This window comes from Lachnoanaerobaculum saburreum DSM 3986 (assembly GCF_000185385.1).
Lineage (GTDB): Bacteria > Bacillota > Clostridia > Lachnospirales > Lachnospiraceae > Lachnoanaerobaculum > Lachnoanaerobaculum saburreum.
The window spans coordinates 2541340-2562260 of the sequence record NZ_GL622296.1; the positions used below are offsets into that span (position 1 = coordinate 2541340).

The window sequence follows — 20921 nt, forward strand, 5'->3', positions numbered from 1 at the left end:
CCTCCTCAAAATATTTGAAGCTTTTAAACAAAACCCTTGCACTAAAATCCTGTCATACAAAGATTGTGATTAAAAGCCTCCGAATATTATTTTTTTAATTATTTTTTATATACCTTCAGTACATTATCCATTCTGCATTTCATATTTTCAAGAACCATATCAAAAATTGTGATTGCAACCATACTTTCTACCACAACTACAGCTCTTGGAACTACCACAGGGTCATGTCTGCCCTTTATCTCAAGCTTCACTTCCTCATTGACGGCATTTACAGTGTCCTGTTCCATAGCTATAGACGGAGTAGGCTTTATTGCCGCATTTATAATGATTGGTGAACCGTCACTTATACCGCCTAAGATACCGCCTGACATATTTGTCTTTTTTCTGATATGTATTCCTTCATCATCCTCATCAATATAAAAAGGATCATTATTTTGTGAACCTGTCATAGTGCTTACATGAAATCCTGCACCGAACTCTACACCCTTTATAGCTCCGATACTCATAATAGCGGCCGAAAGCCTTGCATCAAGTTTATCAAACACCGGCTCTCCAAGCCCCGGCATCACACCTGTAGCTATACATCCGATGATACCGCCCAGTGAATCCTTATCGGACTTAGCCTTCTTTATAAGTTCTACCGCTTTTAGTGCAGCTTCATTGTCAGGCATATATATATCATTTTGACTACATTCTTCAAGATTCAGTTCTCTTGCATATACATTTCCGATGCTCTGTGTAAAAGCTTCCACCTTTATACCAAGCATATCAAGTGCCTTTGACGCTATTGCACCGGCTATTACTCTTCCGATTGTCTCTCTGCCTGAACTTCTTCCACCGCCACGATAATCCCTAAAGCCGTACTTGGAATCATATCCGAAATCCGCATGTCCGGGTCTATATATAATCGCCAGCTCGTCATAGTCTTGTGACCTCTGTGAAGTATTTTCAACCATTACCATAACAGGTGTACCTGTGGTCAAACCGCCAAATACTCCTGAATATATACGACATTTGTCGCTTTCATTCCTTGAAGTAGTCACACTGCTTGTACCGGGTCTTCTTCTGTCTAAGAACTTTTGAATATCCTCTTCAGATAAGCTTATACCTGCCGGTACACCGTCCACTACCGCTCCCAAGGCCGCTCCATGTGACTCTCCGAATGTCGTCACTCTAAAACTTTTCCCAAAACCGGAACCTGCCATTACACCTCCACTATTACACAGCAATTCGGTTGATTGACTTTTACCGAATTGGCACACATTACAATCAGTCCTGTCTTATAATCTATCTTAAAGAATGTGATGGTTCCACTCTCATGATTTATAGATGCTATATGCTTATTATCTGCAAAAACTGCTATATCCTTAGGATATTCACCGCTTATCGGCAGACACATCTTCTCCTTCAAAAGACCTGTATCGGCATCTCTTTGATATAAGCACACCGAATCATCTCCTGCATTTGATACAAAGATGAACCTGTCGTCAGCTGTAAATGAAAGTGCGGTAGCGGCGGTAAGTTCAGACAGTTTACTGCTGCCTGTTGTAGGTACTGTTTGAATTTTTTCAATATTAGGCACTCTACATCCCGGCTTTGCCTCATATGAGAACACATCTATCACATTTTTCATTTCATACATCAAATAAAGATACTTTCCATCCTGTGAAAACTCAAAAAATCTCGGTGCGGAATTGATATTGCATGAAATCATATCCACAAGATTTAACGTCTCATCCTTGCTGTCAAAATGATATATCTTCACCTGATCGATACCGAGGTCTGCCGCCATCACAAAATGACCGTCCGGTGTTGTTCTGGTACAGCTTACATGGGGTCTGAAGTTTCTCTCTGCAATAGAACCAAGTCCCTTATGATAGACTTCATCCACTATCTCTCCCACACTGCCGTCTTCATGTAGTCTAAGCACGGTAATCTTTCCGTCATGATAGCCTGATACAAAGATATATCTGTCATTAACATCTGTAGAAAGATGACAACCTCTCATTCCGTTTATCTTCACACTGTTAAGCCTTTCAAGTCCGCCGTCCGGCAATATCTTAAATGAAACTATGCCCTCATCCGCTATTGAGTACAATGTCTTTTGATTTCTTGACTTGATGACATAAGAGGAATTGTCAACATCCACCTCATCTTTTTTTACAAAACAACCCCTATCTGTATCCACATCATATATGGTGATTCCCTTTGCTTTCCCGGTATATGAATAAGAACCTACATAAGCAACATATTTTCCGCTCATAGCCATGCTCCTTTAAACTAAACATATCTGTTATCAGGTGGCATTACTCTGCAATCCACCTGAAAGCTTAATCATATTTTATCATAAAATCAGACCACTTTGAACTTATTTATAAAATATATACTATATTACCCAATCAAAATTATTACTAAGCTCATATGGGGTATTCTGGTACACATAGAAGTTAAGCCAATTGGCATACAATGTATTTGAAAAGTTTCTCCAACAAAGTATCGGCCTTGAAAAAGGATTATTGTCTGTAAAATAATTCTTCGGCAACGCAGGATTAAGCCCCTTTGCCACATCTCTGTGATATTCATTTCCAAGAGTCATTCTGTCATACTCAGGATGACCTTGAATAAAGACCTGTGAGCCGCTGCCGTATTCATTCAACACCAAAAGTACACCCGCCTCATCAGACTTTGCCAAAACTTCAAGCTCAGGATGCTTTAATACATCTTCAAGTCTTACCTCGGTATTTCTTGAATGTGGGCAATTTACAAAATCATCCATGCTTCTGACAAGCGGTACCTTTTTCTTTAAAATCTCATGTGTGAACACACCTGTAAGTTTTTCAGCTCTGTCATACTTTTGAATACCGAAATGATAATAAAGTCCTGCCTGTGCCGCCCAACAGATATGCAGTGTAGATGTGACATGAGTCTTTGACCACTCCATTATCTCACAAAGCTCATCCCAGTAATTCACCTTGTCATAGTCCATACATTCCACAGGTGCACCTGTAATAATCATACCGTCATACTTCTGTGTCTTTATATCATCAAAGAATGTATAGAATTTATTCAAATGACTTTGACTTGTATTCTTTGACTGATGACTCTTCATCATAAGGAATGAACAGTCCACCTGTAAGGGAGTATTTGACAATGCTCTAAGTATCTGAGTCTCCGTATCCTCCTTTATAGGCATCAGATTAAGTATCAAAATCTGTAGCGGGCGAATATCCTGTGATATAGCCCTGTCCTCATCCATCACAAATATATTTTCAGATTCAAGAATCGCCTTTGCAGGTAATTCTTTCTGTATTTTTATCGGCATAATACCTCTTTCCCGGTAGACAATTGTCTACAAAAATAATTATTCCAAAAGCTTTAGAAAATCTTCTTCCGAGATTATCTCTACTCCAAGCTCCTTGGCTTTTTTATTCTTAGAAGAATTGGAGCCGGTATCATTATTTATAAGGAAATTTGTCTTACTTGACACACTTCCCGATACTTTACCGCCATTTTTTTCTATAAGCTCCTTCATTTCATTTCTATTTGAAAAATGTGTCAGTGAACCGGTGATTACAAATACTTTTCCGGCAAATTTATCACCGCCTCCGCTTTCTTCCGTTTCAAATTTTAAAATCTTTCTAAGACTTTCTACATTTTCAATATTTTTTTCAGACTTAAAAAAATCCTCTATTGAACCTGCAAGCACCTCTCCGATTCCCTCTATATCGCGCAAATCATCCTTACTTGCAGATATTATTCTGTCAATATCATTGTCAAAATATTTTGCAATCATCTTTGCATTGGCACTTCCGATTCCGGCTATACCAAGAGAATAAAGAAATCTTGATACTGTGGTATTTTTAGCCTCATCAAGTGCGGCTATCAGCTTTTCATAGCTTCTTTTCCCGAAGCCTTCCATATTTATGATCTCATCCTTAAACTTATCAAGCCGGAATAAATCGCTGTCACTTTTTATAAAGCCCTTTGAAAGAAATTTTTCAAGTGTGGACTCTGAAAGCCCGTCTATATTAAGTGCGTCTCTGGATGCCATCAGAGCGTATTGCTTGATATGCTTTATCTGACAGTCGGGATTGGTACACAAAAGCACTTTTGACTCATTGTCTTTTTTTATAGTGGTATCCCTTCCGCAAGCGGGACATATTTTCGGAATCTTTTCAGTATTTGATTTTGTAAGATTCTCATATACCTGCGGAATTATCATATTTGCCTTATAAACGGATATCTCATCACCGACTCCAAGCATAAGCTCTTCAAAGATGCTTACATTGTGAAGACTTGCCCTTGACACTGTAGTTCCTTCAAGCTCTACAGGCTCAAATACAGCCACAGGGTTTATAAGTCCGGTTCTTGAAGGACTCCACTCAATATATTTTAACTTTGTAGTCTGTCTTTCATCACTCCATTTAAATGCCATCGCATTTCGTGGAAACTTTGAAGTACTTCCAAGCCTTTCACCAAGTGCAATATCATCCAGCAAAAGCACAAGTCCGTCAGACGGAATATCATTTTCTGCTATCTTAGACTCAAACTTTGCTATATCATCTGCAAGAGAAGCTCTTTGTGTAAATTTATATTCCACTACATCAAAGCCCTCATTTTTTGCCCACTCAAACTGCTTTGCCTTGGAGTTTTCAAAGTCTATATTATCCGCTCTTACCACATTAAAAACATTGAAATATACCTTTCTCTCCCTTGTAACGGCAGGATTTAACTGTCTTACAGAACCTGAACAAAGATTTCTCGGGTTTTTATACCTGGCATCGGCATCGGTAATACTATCATTTATTCTTTTAAAATCGGAATATTTTATAACAGCCTCACCTCTTAATATCAGCTCTCCCTTGTACTCAATCCTTAGCGGAACATTTTGAAAGTTTTTTGCATTATTGGTAATCACCTCACCGATAATACCGTTTCCTCTTGTAACGGCTTCCACAAGCTCACCGCCTCTATATGTAAGTACAATAGTAAGACCGTCCATCTTCCATGACAGCAATGCTTTATTATCCCCAAGCCAATCCTCAAGTTCAGCTACACTCTTAGTCTTATCAAGTGAGAGCATAGGACTTTCATGTGCCTTCTTCGGCAATTCACTTGCCGTCTCATAGCCTACATTTTGTGTAGGTGAATTAGAAAGTACAACATTTGTCTCTTTTTCAAGGCTTACAAGTTCATCATACAGCTTGTCATATTCTATATTCGGCATTATCTCCACTGCATCCACATAGTAGCTTTTTGCAGCTTTATTCAAAATTTCCACCAGTTCTTTGATTCTTTTTCTTTTATCCATTGTCTTTTATCCCCAATTCTTTATACAGCTTTTTTATCTCTTCATCGCTTAAATTACGATAATCCCCTACTGCCAAACCGTCAAGTTTTATATTCACTATTCTTACCCTGTTGAGCTTTTGTACCTTTCTGCCACAGGCTGCACACATTCGTCTTATTTGCCTGTTAAGTCCTTGAGTCAATACTATACTGAAAGTATTTTTATTTAATTTTCTTACCTTACATTTTCTTGTCTTTGTCTTAAGTTCATAAAGGTATATACCGTTTGATATTTTATTTATAAATTCATCATCTATATCCTTATTTACTTTTACTATATATTCTTTTTCATGATAGTTTGCAGCCCTAAGAAGAGAATTTGTAAGACTACCCTGATTTGTAAGAAGTAATAATCCGCTTGAATCCTTATCCAGTCTGCCTACAGGGTATATCCTCTCCTTCATTCCTATATAGTCCACTACATTTGTGGCACCGTCATTATCGGAGGTGGTACATACTACGCCCTCAGGCTTATTAAAGGCAATAATTATAGGCTTTACCTTTTCTACATCCTTGCCTGTTGCAATATATCTTCCGTCAAGGCTTACCAAATCTTCTTCACCGACTATGGCTCCAAGCTCTGCCGTCTCTCCGTTTATCATAACTCTGTTTGCTTCTATAGCTCTGTCAGCCTCTCTTCTTGAACAAACTCCGATGCTTGCCAAAAACTTATTCAGTCGCATTCTTTACTCTCTTCCTTCCGATTATTACACATATGATTGAAACTACAAAACATATCCCTGCAAGTAACTGTGATACCGCTATATTTGTATGCGGTAACAAAAGGCTGTCTGTACGAAGTCCCTCTATTATCATTCTTCCAAGGCCGTATCCGCCAAGATAGATAAAAAAGACCTCACCGTCAAATTTCTTTCTCTTTCTATACCAAAGCATGAATATAAGTAATGCCAGATTCCAGCAACTCTCATAAAGGAATGTCGGGTGAACCTGAATATATTTTACTCCGTCCGTCTCCATAACATGGTTTAGTACATCATTATTTAACATCCCTGTACCGACTATATCAAGTCTGTATCTTAGTGCAAAGAGTGAGTCAGTATAACCGCCGAATGCCTCCGCATTGAAAAAGTTACCCCATCTTCCTATAATCTGACCTAAAATAAGCCCTAAAACTCCGCTGTCCGCCATAGAAAAAAATGACTGTTTTTTTATCTTGGTAAAAACTATAAGTGTAATTACCGCCGCTATTACACCTCCATATATTGCCAGTCCGCCGCCTCTTAGATTGAATATCTGCAAAAGATCATTTTTATACATATCCCACTCAAATATTACATAATAGGTTCTGGCACCTATTATTGAAAATATTATGGCATACATTGCAAAATCAAGATAAACTTCCGGATTCTGCCCCCTTCTTTTGGCATCTGCACATGCCAAATTGATTCCTGCCAGCATTCCAAGTGCTATTATTATCCCGTAAAAGGCAATCCTGAATCCGAAAATATCAATATGATTTACCAAATGTTTTATATAAATCCCCAAATGTGGAAACGAAACGTCCATATATACCTCCAAATATTTTTATTTTCATAGTATAGCATATTAGAGAGGATATGACAGCGAAAATTAGTATGAATTTGCATTAAAAATACCCTATGTATTTTACATAGGGTGAATGATGCTTAGTTTAAGATATGATTTTAACATTTATATACCTATGATTCTTTCTTATTTTTATTAAATTTTCTTATTACAATAAAAATAAGAATCCTGCAAATCAGATATGTCCCCCAAAATATAAGGAATGTGTAACTGCATACAAGTTCTTTTAAAGTACATCCCTGTTTTATAAAATATATGAAAAACAACATTTGTACAATCAAAATAGTAAGTGTATACAATAACTCATTCTTAATCATCTTCATATAGTGATACCTAACCTTTCTACGCACTCTTTCTGTTTTACTTACAATCTTTTTAAAAGATTTACTGTCTGATTTCTTGTACCGTTTTCCAATTTACTTATATCAGCTTGATTTATTCCTGTACTTTTTGAAGGTTCCTTTTATATATGCGGCACTTTTACCGGTTCAGTATATCTAAAAACTTTAGGGTAATTATTTTAAAATCTTAAATCCCGGGAAATATCTGAAGATTACTTTTGCAATTATTTTTTCTTTGTATACATATGAATGAACCCATCTTCTGGAGTCTTCGGAGGAGTTCCTGTTATCACCTAAACAAAAATAAGCTCCATCAGGCACTTCAAAATGCATATCTGCTTCCGGAATCATAGGCTCTTTTATATAGTTTTCGTGAAGAGGAGTTTCGGAATTGTTCAAATACACTTCTCCGTTCTTAATATCCACAATATCTCCGGGCTCACCGATAATTCTTTTTACATAGTACTTCTTCTCATTATCAGGAAACTTAAAGATTATAATATCTCCACGCTTTGGCTCATTAAAAAGATAAGTGAGTCTGGAACCGATAATTCTGTCACCTGTCATTATAGTATTTTCCATAGAAGGAGTCGGCACTCTTGAATTTGCTATAATAAAAAGATTTAAAACAATTGCTATTACAGCAGCCGCAACCAGTACAGATGCCCAACTGAAAATTTCTTTTATGACAGTAAATTTTAACTTTTTATTTATCATGTTCTCCCCCAATCTAAGTTTCTAATATTCGCTAAGGTCAATTTTGGTTTTTGTATTTGGAGCATTTCTCTTTAGTTCAAACGGTATGCCGTCATAACTGACAGCACTTTTTAAAAATATCGTAATAGCTGATGACATATTTAAACCTAAATCATTAAACAACTCTTCAGCCGATTGCTTCAATTCTGAATCTACTCTTATATTAATATTTGTTGTAGCCATATTCATTACCTCTTTATATATAGTATAGTATTGTAAATCTTTATATATGTCAATACATTGTAAATCATATATCCTTTAATATGATACATTATACTACAATATAGCAATACTATTTTAACATAAAATATTTTTACAGTCTTAAAAAAGTCACCAATTAAAATAAGCTTTTTTAAAATAAGCTTTTACATACTCAAGTAGTATTTCATCCGAATAATCTCCTCCGCTAGAATATGCTATGTTCATTATTTCTAATGTAGCTTCATCTAAATTCTTGTCATCATTTGTAAATTTTGAAACTATTTTTTTACATTTTTTAAAATTATCTTCATTTGCTCCATATGGCAATTTCATCCGATCATCCTTTCTGCAAAAGCTCACTGCTTTACTCTTTTAAATTATATACCTATATGTTAAAATATAACACGTTAACCGTGATATTTATTCAGGTTTTATTGTGAATATATTTATTCAATACTAAAATATTTTAAAGAAGGTTTATATGAAACTAGGAATCGTCGGCTTGCCGAATGTGGGCAAGAGTACATTATTTAACTCATTGACAAAGGCAGGTGCTACTGCCGCAAACTATCCTTTTGCTACTATTGATCCGAATGTAGGTGTTGTTGCCGTTCCGGATGACAGATTAAAGGAACTTGGCAAATTATATAATACAAAGAAGGTCACACCTGCACTTATAGACTTCGTAGATATTGCAGGTCTTGTAAAAGGTGCCAGCAAGGGTGAGGGACTGGGAAATCAGTTTTTATCAAATATCCGTGAATGTGATGCCATCATCCATGTAGTAAGATGCTTTGATGATTCAAATATTATTCATGTAGAGGGAAGTGTCGATCCGATAAGGGATATCGAAACGATAAACTTGGAGCTTATCTTCTCCGATATTGAGATTTTGGAAAGAAGAATTGCAAAGACTAAAAAAGCTGCAATGAATGATAAATCTTTAAAGCATGAACTTGATATACTTATGGAACTTAAAGAAATACTTGAAAATGGAAATATGGCAAGCAGCTACACATCTTCTGATGAAGAGGATGTCGCATTTGTAAAATCACTTGGACTTATCACATATATGCCGGTTATCTTTGCCGCAAATGTGGCGGAAAAAGACCTTGCTGATGACGGTGCTTCAAATGAGTATGTAGCTAAGGTAAAAGAATATGCAGCAAAGTCAAATGCAAAGGTATTTGTTGTATGTGCAGCCATTGAAGAAGAAATTTCACAGCTTGACGATGATGAAAAAGCTGAATATCTTGATGCACTCGGTATATCAGTATCAGGTCTTGACAAACTTATAGCAGCCAGCTATGACCTTCTCGGACTTTTAAGCTATCTTACAGCCGGTGAGGATGAGTGCAGAGCCTGGACTATAAAGAAAGGAACCAAGGCTCCGGAAGCGGCAGGAAAGATTCATTCAGACTTTGAGCGTGGTTTTATCAAAGCCGAGGTTATCAACTATCAGGATCTGCTTGACTGCGGCTCTACAGCTGCCGCCAAAGAAAAGGGACTTGTTCGTATAGAAGGTAAAGAATATGTAGTACAGGACGGAGACGTAATACTCTTTAGATTTAATGTATAAACAGTTTATATAAAGGGGGCTTATATGAAAAAGAATACATTACCTGTTTTTGGTGTCGGTCCTATTTATGTCGTCAGTTGTTTACTTCTAACCGTCCTTGGGCTTTTCTTAAAAAAGAAGGGATTTCTAAATGGCGGAGACCTTCCGGGCTTAAAGTCTGTAGCGATGATTATAGGCTTTCTGCTCATTTTTGTCGGAGTAGCATTGTGGATATATACTGTAATCATTCAAAGAATCAGTAGAGAGATAAGCACCGGGAATCTGGTAACAACCGGTATATATTCCATTGTCAGAAACCCTATATATCTTGCATTTTTATGTGTGTATACAGGTATTCTGGTAGCTGCACATAATGTATACTTGCTTATATTCCCGGTAACATTTTATGTATTCTTAACTGTACTGATGAAGCGTACTGAAGAAAAGTGGTTGCTTGATAAATTCGGAGCCGACTATATCGAGTATTGTAAGCATGTAAACAGGGTGATACCCCGGTTTAGACATTAAAATATTTATGCCATCACCTGTGATGGCGGAATGGAGATTATTATGGCGTTAATGGATTTGTTTAAAAAAGCTTTTATGGGAGCAACTGACGAGGAAAATCGTAAGAACAAAGCCAAAATGAGAGAAATATTTAACAGCAGTGTTGCAAACGGCGATGATTACAAGCTTATTTATTGCCACGCCGAAAACTATACCAATGCTGTTATTGTTCAGGTTACAAGACACAGTAACTTTATCGTAGGATACAAGGAAGGCGAAGTTGTAGTTATTCCTGTAAATGCCGAACTTACAGAGTATGGGGATGCAATGGTCTTTAATAAGGCAAACGAGAGTTTTACAAAGACATCTCTAGGTTTTTGTTTTGTAGGAAATTCTGAAGTTTCTCTGCAATTTGTTCCTATGACATATGAACCGGGTATAACTGCCGGTGCAAGACATTCAGTTTCAATCACTCAATCATCTGCAGAAGTGGCCGAGTTTAAAAATTTCTTTAAAAAGGGATTACAATAATTTGTAAATGTAAGAATTATGAATAAAGAAGATATAATCACCGCACTAAAAGAAGCGGTGATACCTGATGAAGAGTATTATATTGATAATGAAATAATAGATGCAATGCTTGAGTATCCCGACCCGTTCCAATTTGTAAAACCTATCTTGGAGATAATATCACAAAACCCGAGTGTCGACTTCGGGTCTCCCGGAGAATTGGTCCACTTTGTAGAAAAGTTTTATAAAAAGGGCTATGAAGAGGCACTTATTGAATCGGTAAAGAAAAATCCTACATTTCATAATATATGGATGATTCATCGTTGCTATAATGATGCAAGCTGTACTTTCCACAATGACTTTTTATCACTGATAAATGAGATTAAAGAAAACCTTTCTACATCTGCTGATATTATAAAGTCAATTGAAATGTTTAATTGGTAATTATTTAATAAAAAATCTTGGAGCCGGCAAACGCCGATTCCAAGATTTTTTATACTTTTTTACATTATTATTTTAAGAATGCGACAATATAATGTCGGTTTATATTATATAAATGTCGCAAATATGTTATGATAGTTATAATTGAAGGAGGAATACAATGAGCAAGTATATTGAATCAGAGACATTGGAATTAAAAGAGAAATACTCAGATACAATTACAAAAGAAATAGTATCGTTCCTTAATAGTTCTGGTGGAACCATTATTATTGGTGTAAAAGATAATGGTATTGTAGTAGGTGTGGAAAAAATCGATGAAGTCCTAAGAAAGATATCCGATATTATAACAAGTCAAATAGAACCGAATCCACAAGATGAGATTAGCTCAGAACTTAAGTTTGATGATGGAAAAACAATTATTGTGATTAATATAAATAAGGGACAAAATCATATTTATTGTAATAAAAAATATGGATTTTCTTCTTCCGGCTGTACTATAAGAATAGGTACAACTTGCAAGGAAATGACTCCTGAACAAATTAAAATAAGATATGAGAAAAGGTTTATAGATACTGAATACATGCTTAAGAAAAGAGCGAATTCATCTGCTTTATCCTTTAAAGAGCTTAAAATATATTATTCTGAAAAAGGCTACCATTTAGATGATCAATCTTTTGAAACGAATTTGAACTTAAAAAACGAGCATGGAGAATATAATCTACTGGCAGAATTATTATCCGATAATAATAATATACCTTTTATATTTGTAAAATTTAAGGGAACAAATAAAGCTTCAATATCTCAAAGAAGTGATTATGGATATAGCTGTCTTTTAACAACCTATGATAAAATTAAAAACAGACTTCAGGCAGAGAATGTATCAATATCCGATACTACAGTTAGACCTAGAAAAGATATCTTTTTATTTAATTATGATTGTGTTAATGAAGCTGTTTTAAATGCCCTTGTTCACAATGATTGGACTATAACAGAACCTCAAATTTCCATGTTTGAAGATAGAATCGAAATATTATCTCATGGTGGATTGCCTAGTGGAATGACCAAAAAGCAATTTTTTGATGGAATCAGTAAACCAAGAAATACTACATTGATGAGAATATTTTTAAATATGGGACTTACTGAACATACAGGACATGGCATTCCAACAATTGTCAACACATATGGAGAAGAAGCTTTTGAGATTGAAGATAATTACATAAGATGCACTATTCATTTTGACAAGCATGTACTTGATGAAATTGTCATAAAAAATGTCGGTTTGAATGTCGGTTTGAATGTCGGTTTGAATGTCGGTTTGACTAAAACTGAAAAGAAGGTCATACAATTCTTAATAGGAAGCTCAAATCTAACATCAGTTGAACTTGCGGAAAAAGTGGGTGTAACAAAAAGAACCATAGAAAGGGCATTAAAATCCTTACAGGAAAAAAATATAATTGAAAGAATTGGATCAAAGCGTGATGGAAACTGGATTGTGATTAAATAATTCAAAGGGGCGTCGGGAAATAAGTAATTTTACTTCCCACAGAACAAAATTGAAATATAAGGTGGTTGTCGCTAGCCATCTTTTTTTCTCCTTTTTTATGGCTGTCATTTCCCGACAGCCCCTTTAACAAAAATATCACTGTAAACCTTGTATCACTCTCACTTCCCTTTTTTTAAAAAATCCAATATCTTATCTTCATTTCCACGAATTATCATCTTCTTGTTCCCATTTTTTGAGAGTAAATATGCCGTATTACAAACTTTAAACATCAGCTCAATATCATGTGTTATAAGGATAACAGGGGTATTCTTTATTTTTTCTCCAATAGCATCAGCAACGAGTTTCATTCTCCTGTAATCAAGCCCTGCTGTAGGTTCATCCAAAATAACGAGTTTGGAATTTTTAAGCAATGCTATAATAACTGCCAGCCTTTGTTTTTCTCCGCCTGATAAATCATGTGGATTTAGCATTCTTTTATTCCATAAATCCATTTCAAGCAGGTATCTTTTAACCTCCTCCAAATATTTTCCGTCTTTTATTTTATCTTTAGGAATCAATTCTTTTTCTACAGTTTCACAAAAAAACATATTACTGCAATTTTGCAGACTGATTGCTACATCATATAGCCTCTCCTTTATGGAACGGCTGTATGAAGTCTTTCCTTTTTTTAACGGGATAATACCTGAAAGCTGTTTTGCAAGTGTTGTCTTTCCTATCCCGTTATCACCTATTAAAGCTATACATTCCCCACTGTTTAGAGTAAAGTTAACCGGCTCCTTTAGACTATAGCCTTTATTACTTATATATACATCTTCAATCCTTATCATTTGATTATCATCAGGATATTCCATAACGGATTTTAAATTATTATTGTTAAAAGACCTGAGTTCATTTTTTTGTTCCAAATCTGATGTTAAATCTTTTGATGAGAAAATCCCCTCAATCTTTCCTTCTTTAAGAACTATCATTCTGTCAATTAACTGAAATAAATATGACAGTCTATGCTCCACTATAATTATAGTTTTACCGCAACCCTTCAAATGTTTTAAAATTCTTCCAAGCTCATTTGTAGATGTATAATCCAAATTTGCCGAAGGCTCATCCAATAAAATGATTTCGCTGTCAAATACCAATGTAGAAGCTATGGCTACTTTTTGCTTTTGTCCTCCTGAAAGTTCTCTTACTTTTCTTGTTTTTAAATCAGAAATCCCTATTTCCTGTAGAGAATTTTGAACCTGTCTCCGTAGCAGATTGCGTTCCATTCCCATATTTTCGCCAATAAGAGCCACTTCATTTTCAACATCCTTTGAAAAAAACTGATCATTCGGATTTTGAAATACATTCCCTACATACTTTGCAATTTCTCCGGCTTTGTAGTCTGAAATACTCTTATCCAAAATACTTATTTGTCCTATTATATTTCCATCGTATAATGCCGGAATCAATCCGTTTAACAGTCTTAACAAACTCGTCTTACCGCATCCTGACAATCCTGTAATAACAATAAATTCACCTTTATTTACAGAAAAAGTGATATCCTTTAGAATAGTTTCCTTACTATATGAAAACTTTTTTATATCAACATTTATAATTTTTGACATATCGTAATACCAAGTAATATAAGTCCGACTAGAATAACTGCATAATCTCTCCATGTGAAAGAGAGATCCTGATAAGAAGTCTTTTTACAATCATATTCAATTCCTTTTGTAATTAAAGCACATGATAAAGTTTCACCTGTTTCAAAGGCTTTGTAAATCATAGGAACAAGATAGACTTCCAAGCTGTGAATCGGTCTGAAAAGAGTTATTTCAATATTCCTGGCTTTTAATCCCTCCCTTATTTCTGATAAATATTCTCGATATTCCGGAATAAAGCGAAAAAAGATAGCCACTCCGATACATAAAGAATTCGGTAAGTGTATATTCCTTAAAGAGTATATCATTGTGGATGTGCTAAAATCAGACATTATGCCTGCAAGTATCCATAAAGGAAACAGCTTAAGGATAATCAGTACCATTGTATAGATTGCCCCAAACCATCCATACAAAAAGTATTCACTTGGAACTATATTTATTAAACCGAATAAAATAATATAAAAGGCAAACAGCTGAATTGATTTTCTTCTTTTTACAACAGCTGCCAAAAAGAAACTGAAAATCAGCATTAGCCAATAAACAGGCATTGTACAAAAAAACACAATGCTTGTATAGATTATCATAAGGATACCCACAGATATCAGTTTTATTTGTATTTCCGTCTTCATAATATTAAGACAGTATTCCCGCTCTGGTAATACTCTTATTAAAAAACTTATTATAGATATATTTGCCAAGCAATGTACCTAAAATTGAAGCTAAAAGCTCTATAAGCAATATGATTGCCATATTTTTAGGATTAAAGAAAATCCCTTTAACCATTTGAGCCTTTTCAACATTAAATAGATTCGGGAAAGTTTTTACCAGTCCTTCCACACCTAAAAAAAGTATGAAAAAGAAACCGTGCAGTGCATAAATTACCTGTGAAACCACATATGATATGCCGATTCTGCCGTCATTTATATAATTATCTTTACCCCCTATACATACCTCTCCCAAAATACCGGCTACAAGCATAATCGGAAGCATAGGAATAAATCCCATAACAGCATAAATAATACCTGATAACAGATAATAAATGAATATTGTACCTCTTTTAGCAATTTTATGACACATAACAAAATAAACCGGAGCACATAGTAAACTTCCTATTGAAACATGTATAAAAACTCCATAGGTTCCGAATACCTGTGTTATCATTCCTGATAACAAGCTTACAACAAAACCTACCACTCCAAGCAGACTTACTACAATAATATCTTTTAATTTCATTTATTTCTCCCCCTTTTTCTAAAAGATATGATTTACAATTCAATGTTAGCACTGCCTAACTTTGCTGTCAAGAAATGATTTTTACAATATAAAAAGAAGCCGTCATTTTCCGGCGACTTCTTTTAATTTTATCCGACCACTATATTTATAATCTTCTTTGGAACATAGATTTCTTTTCTTATTGTTCCTTCAAGCTTTCCGGCTTCGGCAAGTGCTTTCTTGCCTGCCTCTATAGCATCTTCCTTGCTTACATTGACATCAAGCTCAATAACAAGCTTTGTCTTTCCGTTTATCTGAACAGGAACCTCTATGGTATCCACTTCCTTGTGGCTCTCATCAAATGTAGGCCACTCTGCATGGAATACCGATCCTTGTCCTCCAAGTTCTTCCCAAAGCTCCTCTCCGATATGCGGAGCAAATGGAGCAAGCAAAATGGTGAATACCTTTAATGTTTCTTTATCCACACCTGTCTTTTTACCAAGCTCGATAAGCTTATTATTGTACTCCATAAAGCCTGCTATAACAGTGTTTAAGCTGAATGCATTAAATCTTTGCTCAATATCCGAGATAAGATTTGCACGAACTCTTAAAAGTTCTCTGTCTGCCTCTACATTCTTATCCTTATTGTCCATTACAAGCTTATAGAACTTATTTAAGAATCTGGCAACACCCTCGATACCTCTGTCATCCCAGTCGGCATCAAGCTCAGGCGGTCCTACAAAAAGCTCATACATCCTGAGTGCATCACAGCCGTAGTCACGCACCAAATCATCAGGGGATACAACATTTCCCTTGCTCTTACTCATCTTCTGTCCGTCACTGCCGTTTATCATTCCCTGATTAAAAAGCTTGGTAAATGGCTCGTCAAAATCAACCACACCGATATCATGTAGGAACTTGGTGTAGAATCTTGAGTAAAGCAGATGAAGTACGGCATGCTCAACACCGCCGATATACATATCTACAGGGAGGTATTTATCCGCCATCTTTTTACTTACAAGCTCCTTATCATTATGCGGATCAACATATCTTAGAAAATACCAACTTGAGCCTGCCCACTGCGGCATAGTATTGGTCTCACGCTTTGCAGGTCCGCCACATACAGGACAGGTGGTGTTCACCCATTCGTCAATAGCCGCAAGCGGTGACTCGCCTGTTCCTGTAGGCTGATAGCTCTCCACCTTAGGTAACTCAAGCGGAAGTTCTTCCTCCGGTACAGGTACATTTCCGCAACATGGACAATGTATTATCGGAATAGGTTCACCCCAATAACGCTGTCTTGAGAACACCCAGTCACGAAGCTTATAATTGGTAGTTTTCTTGCCATAGCCCTTCTCTTCTATCATCTGCGGTGCTTCAAGCTTTAACTTGGCGCTTTCCATACCGTTCCAATCACCTGAATTTATCATAGTGCCTACCGCATCGGTGTAGGCTTCAGTCATATTTTCGATTTCTTTACCGTCTTTTGCAATAACCTGAACTATAGGAAGATCAAATTTCTTTGCAAACTCAAAATCTCTGTCATCATGTGCAGGCACACACATAATAGCACCTGTACCGTAGTCAGCCAAAACATAGTCTGAAAGCCAAATAGGAGTCTTTGCACCGTTTAAAGGATTGATTGCATAGGAACCTGTAAATACACCTGTCTTCTCCTTTGACTGCATTCTGTCTACATTTGATTTCATAGAACTTTCAAAGATATACTTCTCCACAGCCTCTCTTTGAGCATCTGTGGCAAGAGACTTTGCAAGTTCATGTTCAGGTGAGAGTACCATAAATGTCGCACCGTAAAGTGTATCAGGTCTTGTGGTATAAACGACTATAGTATCATCTCTTCCGTCCACCTTAAAGTTTACCTCTGCACCATAGCTCTTGCCTATCCAGTCGGACTGCATCTTTTTAACTTTCTCAGGCCAGTCAAGCTTATCAAGATCGTTAAGAAGCCTGTCCGCATAAGCAGTTATCTTTAGCATCCATTGACGAAGATTTTTCTTTGTAACAGCTGTGCCACATCTCTCACATTTACCGTCTACCACCTCTTCATTTGCAAGACCCGTCTTACATGAAGGACACCAGTTAATCGGGAACTCCTTCTCATAGGCAAGACCTTTTTTAAACATCTGCACAAATATCCACTGTGTCCATTTATAGAATTTCGGATCCGTAGTATTTACCTCTCTGTCCCAATCATATATTGCGGCAATCTCATTTATCTGCCTTTTTATATTTGCCACATTTTCCGCTGTTGACTTTGCAGGATGAACACCCATCTTTATTGCATAATTCTCTGCCGGAAGACCGAATGCATCCCAACCCATAGGATGTATTACATAGTGACCCTTTAGTACCTGATATCTGCTCCATACATCAGATATTACATATCCTCTCCAATGTCCTACATGAAGCCCTGAACCTGAAGGGTATGGAAACATGTCCAAACAATAGTACTTCGGTTTCTTTCCGTCATCTACATTAATCGGATGTTCCTCCCATTTTTTCTTCCATTTTTTCTCTATTGCACTATGATTATACTGTGCCATAATCTCTTCCTTTCGCTACCGGTTTAAAGTCGATTAGAGCTTCCCTCCACAAATATGAAGTTAAAGCTCTACTCAAAATAAGTTAAATTTTATAATTTAAAATCTGAATTTGTCCTCAAAGTAATTTTTAAGTTCCGCTATAGGTATTCTTACCTGCTCCATGCTGTCTCTGTCTCTTACAGTTACAGCATGGTCACTTTCAGAATCAAAATCATAGGTAATGCAGAACGGTGTACCTATTTCATCCTGTCTGCGATATCTCTTTCCGATATTTCCTCTGTCATCAAACTCTACATTATAATACTTTGACAATTCTTCAGATATCTTTAATGCACCCTCATTAAGCTTCTTTGAAAGTGGCAAGATACCGATTTTTACAGGTGCAAGTGCAGGATGGAAATGAAGAACCGTTCTTGTCTCTCCGCCCTCTAATATCTCCTCGTCATATGCCGCACATAGGAATGCAAGTGTAACTCTGTCCGCACCAAGTGAAGGCTCTATAACATACGGTATATATCTTTCACTTGTTTCATCATCAAAATATGAAAGATCCTGACCCGAAACCTCCTGATGACGATTAAGGTCATAGTCCGTTCTGTCTGCAATTCCCCAAAGCTCACCCCAACCGAACGGGAATAAGAATTCTATATCTGTTGTAGCATTTGAATAGAAACTTAGTTCCTCTTTGTCATGGTCTCTAAGTCTCATCTGCTCCTCTTTGATTCCAAGAGCTTTCAGCCAATCTCTGCAAAAACTTCTCCAGTAGTCAAACCACTCAAGGTCACTACCCGGCTTGCAGAAAAATTCAAGCTCCATCTGCTCAAACTCTCTGGTTCTGAAAGTAAAGTTACCGGGAGTAATCTCATTTCTAAATGATTTACCTACCTGACCTATACCGAAAGGTACTTTCTTTCTTGAAGTTCTTTGTACATTCTTAAAGTTTACAAATATACCCTGTGCCGTCTCAGGCCTTAAATAAACCACATTTTTAGCATCCTCAGTTACACCCTGGAATGTCTTAAACATAAGATTAAACTGACGTATATCTGTAAAGTTATGCTTTCCACATGTCGGGCAGGCTATATCATGCTCATCAATGTAGTTTTTCATCTCATCATTTGACCATGCGTCCACACTGCCTTCTATAGTAATGCCGTTTTCCTGCATATAATCTTCTATTATCTTATCCGCTCTGAATCTCTCATGACATTCCTTACAATCCATAAGCGGATCTGAAAAGCTTCCCAAATGTCCTGAAGCAATCCATGTCTGCGGATTCATTAAGATAGCACAATCCACACCTACATTGTACGGTGACTCCTTAATAAACTTCTGCCACCAGGCAGCTTTAACATTATTCTTTAATTCAACACCTAAATTACCATAGTCCCATGTATTTGCAAGACCTCCGTATATCTCGGAACCCGGATATACAAAACCTCTTGATTTTGCAAGTGCTATGATTTTTTCCATGCTATATTCCATGAATTTCTCCTTTTATTTAAAAATAATATAATTAAAGCCATCTACTTTGGCAGTATTACCGTTAAATTCTATGTTATTGGATACGTATGTGATTTCACCCTCTGTATAAACATCAGCCTTGCCGTCTATCACAGCCATATAATCACCCTTTATACCGTCAGGTATTTCTATAGAATCCATCCTTGATATATCAATATCGCTAAGCTTATATACCTCTACGGATTTTAAATCAAAGCTGTTATCCTGTGTGAATTTTGCAAATCCCTGCATACACTCAAATGAAGTATATGAAAATACCACCTTTGCAATATCATTTTTTATTCCGGCCTCTTCCAGTTTCACCTGATTTACAGAATTAAGCTTATTAAAATCTTCAATTTCCGCATTTGCAAATTCTTTAAGTTCTTCGCTCTTAGCCTTAGTATCTATTTTTTGCACCAAAGCTGACTTCAATGTGCCGTCTTTAGCTATAAATATAGAACTTTCATCAGGATTATATGAATATGCTTTTTTACCACCACAACCGGACAAAAATAATATCATCATTATAGCTATCAGATATCCCTTCTTCATGAGTACTCCTCTTCTATATAATTTCATATGCCCCAAATCGAAGCGATGTAACAAGTAAAATCACATCAAAAGATATAAACCTGTACCAGACTTTTACATTAAGACACCAAAAATAAGTATGCCACAAATGACTACCATTTTCAAGGCAAGAGAGCGGATTTATTATATTTTTGTCAGATATAAATATTCTTACTTAACTACCAGTGATGCATATTTACCGGGATCCTTAGCGGGTTTACAGTATTCTCTCCATTCATCAAAGCTATGAATATCATGCTCTTTTCCGTCTACTGAATTTTCAGCATTTATTTTAACTCCTTCAAAAGACACTTATCTACCCTCAGGCAGTATAATTGACATTATTTCCTCTTCACTTGGATTACCTGTAAGTACTATATCCACTGCAAGCATTGCCCTTACTTTATTTATATCATTTTTCTTTATTTCATCACATAGTATCTTAAGTTCAGGGAACATAGTAAACAGCTTTGTATTATTTTCGTAGATGTTTTCTATATCCGTAAAATGTATCTGCCTACACCCGTGAACTACCCATAGTCTAAAGCCTATGGGCTTCCTGCTTCGCTGACCTCGCAACCTACTATCTCCACAGGCGTTAATTCGGGCAGTCCCTGCCCTATTGCTTTTTCTTATACTACTTGTTTTAATCCTTCTGCCAATATATTTTTTGCCGCATTGATATCTCTATCGTGTTTT

Annotated in this window: 23 protein-coding genes and 1 pseudogene; 5 read left to right on the plus strand and 19 right to left on the minus strand. The window is 36.2% G+C overall.

The annotated features are described in order from the left end of the window. Positions 1 to 98: 98 nt before the first annotated feature. The 11 genes and pseudogenes from aroC to HMPREF0381_RS11795 form a co-directional block, all read right to left on the minus strand. Positions 99 to 1205 carry a chorismate synthase gene (aroC, locus tag HMPREF0381_RS11750; RefSeq protein ID WP_008752205.1) on the minus strand — a complete coding sequence of 369 codons (1107 nt, stop codon included), beginning with the start codon at positions 1203 to 1205 and terminating at the stop codon, positions 99 to 101. Continuing rightward, the gene (locus tag HMPREF0381_RS11755; protein ID WP_008753775.1) at positions 1205 to 2263 is read right to left on the minus strand and encodes a lactonase family protein; all 1059 of its coding nucleotides are present in this window, start codon (positions 2261 to 2263) and stop codon (positions 1205 to 1207) included. The genes aroC and HMPREF0381_RS11755 overlap by 1 nt, the downstream gene beginning before the upstream one ends. Before the next feature lie 123 nt (positions 2264 to 2386). After that, a complete protein-coding gene (metA, locus tag HMPREF0381_RS11760; RefSeq protein WP_008752207.1) occupies positions 2387 to 3322 on the minus strand; it encodes a homoserine O-acetyltransferase MetA in 936 nt (311 codons plus the stop codon). A gap of 39 nt (positions 3323 to 3361) precedes the next feature. After that, the gene (gene ligA, locus HMPREF0381_RS11765; protein WP_008752208.1) at positions 3362 to 5311 is read right to left on the minus strand and encodes an NAD-dependent DNA ligase LigA; all 1950 of its coding nucleotides are present in this window, start codon (positions 5309 to 5311) and stop codon (positions 3362 to 3364) included. Then, a complete protein-coding gene (locus HMPREF0381_RS11770; protein ID WP_008752209.1) occupies positions 5304 to 6032 on the minus strand; it encodes a pseudouridine synthase in 729 nt (242 codons plus the stop codon). The genes ligA and HMPREF0381_RS11770 overlap by 8 nt, the downstream gene beginning before the upstream one ends. Continuing rightward, positions 6019 to 6876: a prolipoprotein diacylglyceryl transferase gene (lgt, locus tag HMPREF0381_RS11775; RefSeq protein WP_008752210.1), complete on the minus strand. Its 858-nt coding sequence runs from the start codon at positions 6874 to 6876 to the stop codon at positions 6019 to 6021. Before lgt ends, HMPREF0381_RS11770 begins: the two co-directional genes overlap by 14 nt. A gap of 152 nt (positions 6877 to 7028) precedes the next feature. Further along, the gene (locus HMPREF0381_RS15200; RefSeq protein ID WP_008752211.1) at positions 7029 to 7238 is read right to left on the minus strand and encodes a hypothetical protein; all 210 of its coding nucleotides are present in this window, start codon (positions 7236 to 7238) and stop codon (positions 7029 to 7031) included. A 41-nt stretch (positions 7239 to 7279) separates the two neighbouring features. Next, a pseudogene (locus tag HMPREF0381_RS15930) lies at positions 7280 to 7378 on the minus strand (helix-turn-helix domain-containing protein); the annotation flags it as partial. A gap of 52 nt (positions 7379 to 7430) precedes the next feature. Continuing rightward, positions 7431 to 7973: a signal peptidase I gene (lepB, locus tag HMPREF0381_RS11785; protein ID WP_008752212.1), complete on the minus strand. Its 543-nt coding sequence runs from the start codon at positions 7971 to 7973 to the stop codon at positions 7431 to 7433. Positions 7974 to 7994: 21 nt separating this feature from the next. Next, positions 7995 to 8201 carry a type II toxin-antitoxin system RelB/DinJ family antitoxin gene (locus tag HMPREF0381_RS11790; RefSeq protein WP_008752213.1) on the minus strand — a complete coding sequence of 69 codons (207 nt, stop codon included), beginning with the start codon at positions 8199 to 8201 and terminating at the stop codon, positions 7995 to 7997. A 141-nt stretch (positions 8202 to 8342) separates the two neighbouring features. Beyond that, a complete protein-coding gene (locus tag HMPREF0381_RS11795; protein ID WP_008752214.1) occupies positions 8343 to 8546 on the minus strand; it encodes a hypothetical protein in 204 nt (67 codons plus the stop codon). Positions 8547 to 8694: 148 nt separating this feature from the next. On the opposite strand from HMPREF0381_RS11795, the gene ychF reads away from it, so the two are divergent. From ychF to HMPREF0381_RS11820, 5 genes are all read left to right on the plus strand, one after another. After that, positions 8695 to 9792: a redox-regulated ATPase YchF gene (ychF, locus tag HMPREF0381_RS11800; protein WP_008752215.1), complete on the plus strand. Its 1098-nt coding sequence runs from the start codon at positions 8695 to 8697 to the stop codon at positions 9790 to 9792. 24 nt (positions 9793 to 9816) lie between these two features. Further along, positions 9817 to 10299, plus strand: coding sequence for a methyltransferase family protein (locus tag HMPREF0381_RS11805; RefSeq protein WP_008752216.1), 483 nt, complete (start codon positions 9817 to 9819; stop codon positions 10297 to 10299). A 42-nt stretch (positions 10300 to 10341) separates the two neighbouring features. Beyond that, the gene (locus tag HMPREF0381_RS11810; protein ID WP_040461436.1) at positions 10342 to 10809 is read left to right on the plus strand and encodes a hypothetical protein; all 468 of its coding nucleotides are present in this window, start codon (positions 10342 to 10344) and stop codon (positions 10807 to 10809) included. Positions 10810 to 10827: 18 nt separating this feature from the next. Further along, positions 10828 to 11232, plus strand: coding sequence for a hypothetical protein (locus HMPREF0381_RS11815; protein WP_008752218.1), 405 nt, complete (start codon positions 10828 to 10830; stop codon positions 11230 to 11232). A gap of 157 nt (positions 11233 to 11389) precedes the next feature. Next, positions 11390 to 12733 (plus strand): RNA-binding domain-containing protein, encoded by a 1344-nt coding sequence (locus HMPREF0381_RS11820; RefSeq protein ID WP_008752219.1) that lies wholly within the window; start codon positions 11390 to 11392, stop codon positions 12731 to 12733. A 158-nt stretch (positions 12734 to 12891) separates the two neighbouring features. On the opposite strand, the gene HMPREF0381_RS11825 is transcribed toward HMPREF0381_RS11820, so the two are convergent. From HMPREF0381_RS11825 to HMPREF0381_RS15470, 8 genes are all read right to left on the minus strand, one after another. Then, positions 12892 to 14334: an ABC transporter ATP-binding protein gene (locus tag HMPREF0381_RS11825; RefSeq protein WP_008752220.1), complete on the minus strand. Its 1443-nt coding sequence runs from the start codon at positions 14332 to 14334 to the stop codon at positions 12892 to 12894. Beyond that, positions 14319 to 14999 carry an energy-coupling factor transporter transmembrane component T family protein gene (locus HMPREF0381_RS11830; RefSeq protein WP_008752221.1) on the minus strand — a complete coding sequence of 227 codons (681 nt, stop codon included), beginning with the start codon at positions 14997 to 14999 and terminating at the stop codon, positions 14319 to 14321. The genes HMPREF0381_RS11825 and HMPREF0381_RS11830 overlap by 16 nt, the downstream gene beginning before the upstream one ends. Before the next feature lie 4 nt (positions 15000 to 15003). Then, the gene (locus HMPREF0381_RS11835; RefSeq protein ID WP_008752222.1) at positions 15004 to 15603 is read right to left on the minus strand and encodes an MptD family putative ECF transporter S component; all 600 of its coding nucleotides are present in this window, start codon (positions 15601 to 15603) and stop codon (positions 15004 to 15006) included. A gap of 128 nt (positions 15604 to 15731) precedes the next feature. Continuing rightward, the gene (gene leuS, locus HMPREF0381_RS11840; RefSeq protein ID WP_008752223.1) at positions 15732 to 18146 is read right to left on the minus strand and encodes a leucine--tRNA ligase; all 2415 of its coding nucleotides are present in this window, start codon (positions 18144 to 18146) and stop codon (positions 15732 to 15734) included. A gap of 96 nt (positions 18147 to 18242) precedes the next feature. Further along, positions 18243 to 19631 (minus strand): glycine--tRNA ligase, encoded by a 1389-nt coding sequence (locus HMPREF0381_RS11845; protein ID WP_008752224.1) that lies wholly within the window; start codon positions 19629 to 19631, stop codon positions 18243 to 18245. A gap of 12 nt (positions 19632 to 19643) precedes the next feature. Next, the gene (locus HMPREF0381_RS11850) at positions 19644 to 20204 is read right to left on the minus strand and encodes a hypothetical protein (RefSeq protein ID WP_207635189.1); all 561 of its coding nucleotides are present in this window, start codon (positions 20202 to 20204) and stop codon (positions 19644 to 19646) included. 189 nt (positions 20205 to 20393) lie between these two features. Further along, positions 20394 to 20534, minus strand: coding sequence for a hypothetical protein (locus HMPREF0381_RS15465; protein ID WP_008752226.1), 141 nt, complete (start codon positions 20532 to 20534; stop codon positions 20394 to 20396). Beyond that, the gene (locus HMPREF0381_RS15470; protein ID WP_008752227.1) at positions 20535 to 20801 is read right to left on the minus strand and encodes a hypothetical protein; all 267 of its coding nucleotides are present in this window, start codon (positions 20799 to 20801) and stop codon (positions 20535 to 20537) included. It abuts the gene before it with no gap. Positions 20802 to 20921: the final 120 nt, after the last annotated feature.

What these genes read in the sequence shown, in the direction of transcription:
- ligA (WP_008752208.1), bottom strand. Translation starts at nt 5,311, where the DNA reads ATGGATAAAAGAAAAAGAATCAAAGAACTGGTGGAAATTTTGAATAAA.
- lepB (WP_008752212.1), bottom strand. Translation starts at nt 7,973, where the DNA reads ATGATAAATAAAAAGTTAAAATTTACTGTCATAAAAGAAATTTTCAGT.
- HMPREF0381_RS11845 (WP_008752224.1), bottom strand. Translation starts at nt 19,631, where the DNA reads ATGGAATATAGCATGGAAAAAATCATAGCACTTGCAAAATCAAGAGGT.
- HMPREF0381_RS11830 (WP_008752221.1), bottom strand. Translation starts at nt 14,999, where the DNA reads ATGAAGACGGAAATACAAATAAAACTGATATCTGTGGGTATCCTTATG.
- HMPREF0381_RS11835 (WP_008752222.1), bottom strand. Translation starts at nt 15,603, where the DNA reads ATGAAATTAAAAGATATTATTGTAGTAAGTCTGCTTGGAGTGGTAGGT.
- HMPREF0381_RS11810 (WP_040461436.1), top strand. Translation starts at nt 10,342, where the DNA reads ATGGCGTTAATGGATTTGTTTAAAAAAGCTTTTATGGGAGCAACTGAC.
- HMPREF0381_RS11820 (WP_008752219.1), top strand. Translation starts at nt 11,390, where the DNA reads ATGAGCAAGTATATTGAATCAGAGACATTGGAATTAAAAGAGAAATAC.
- HMPREF0381_RS11815 (WP_008752218.1), top strand. Translation starts at nt 10,828, where the DNA reads ATGAATAAAGAAGATATAATCACCGCACTAAAAGAAGCGGTGATACCT.
- HMPREF0381_RS15200 (WP_008752211.1), bottom strand. Translation starts at nt 7,238, where the DNA reads ATGAAGATGATTAAGAATGAGTTATTGTATACACTTACTATTTTGATT.
- HMPREF0381_RS11850 (WP_207635189.1), bottom strand. Translation starts at nt 20,204, where the DNA reads ATGAAGAAGGGATATCTGATAGCTATAATGATGATATTATTTTTGTCC.
- ychF (WP_008752215.1), top strand. Translation starts at nt 8,695, where the DNA reads ATGAAACTAGGAATCGTCGGCTTGCCGAATGTGGGCAAGAGTACATTA.
- metA (WP_008752207.1), bottom strand. Translation starts at nt 3,322, where the DNA reads ATGCCGATAAAAATACAGAAAGAATTACCTGCAAAGGCGATTCTTGAA.
- HMPREF0381_RS11795 (WP_008752214.1), bottom strand. Translation starts at nt 8,546, where the DNA reads ATGAAATTGCCATATGGAGCAAATGAAGATAATTTTAAAAAATGTAAA.
- HMPREF0381_RS11770 (WP_008752209.1), bottom strand. Translation starts at nt 6,032, where the DNA reads ATGCGACTGAATAAGTTTTTGGCAAGCATCGGAGTTTGTTCAAGAAGA.
- HMPREF0381_RS11755 (WP_008753775.1), bottom strand. Translation starts at nt 2,263, where the DNA reads ATGAGCGGAAAATATGTTGCTTATGTAGGTTCTTATTCATATACCGGG.
- HMPREF0381_RS11805 (WP_008752216.1), top strand. Translation starts at nt 9,817, where the DNA reads ATGAAAAAGAATACATTACCTGTTTTTGGTGTCGGTCCTATTTATGTC.
- lgt (WP_008752210.1), bottom strand. Translation starts at nt 6,876, where the DNA reads ATGGACGTTTCGTTTCCACATTTGGGGATTTATATAAAACATTTGGTA.
- HMPREF0381_RS11825 (WP_008752220.1), bottom strand. Translation starts at nt 14,334, where the DNA reads ATGTCAAAAATTATAAATGTTGATATAAAAAAGTTTTCATATAGTAAG.
- leuS (WP_008752223.1), bottom strand. Translation starts at nt 18,146, where the DNA reads ATGGCACAGTATAATCATAGTGCAATAGAGAAAAAATGGAAGAAAAAA.
- aroC (WP_008752205.1), bottom strand. Translation starts at nt 1,205, where the DNA reads ATGGCAGGTTCCGGTTTTGGGAAAAGTTTTAGAGTGACGACATTCGGA.
- HMPREF0381_RS11790 (WP_008752213.1), bottom strand. Translation starts at nt 8,201, where the DNA reads ATGAATATGGCTACAACAAATATTAATATAAGAGTAGATTCAGAATTG.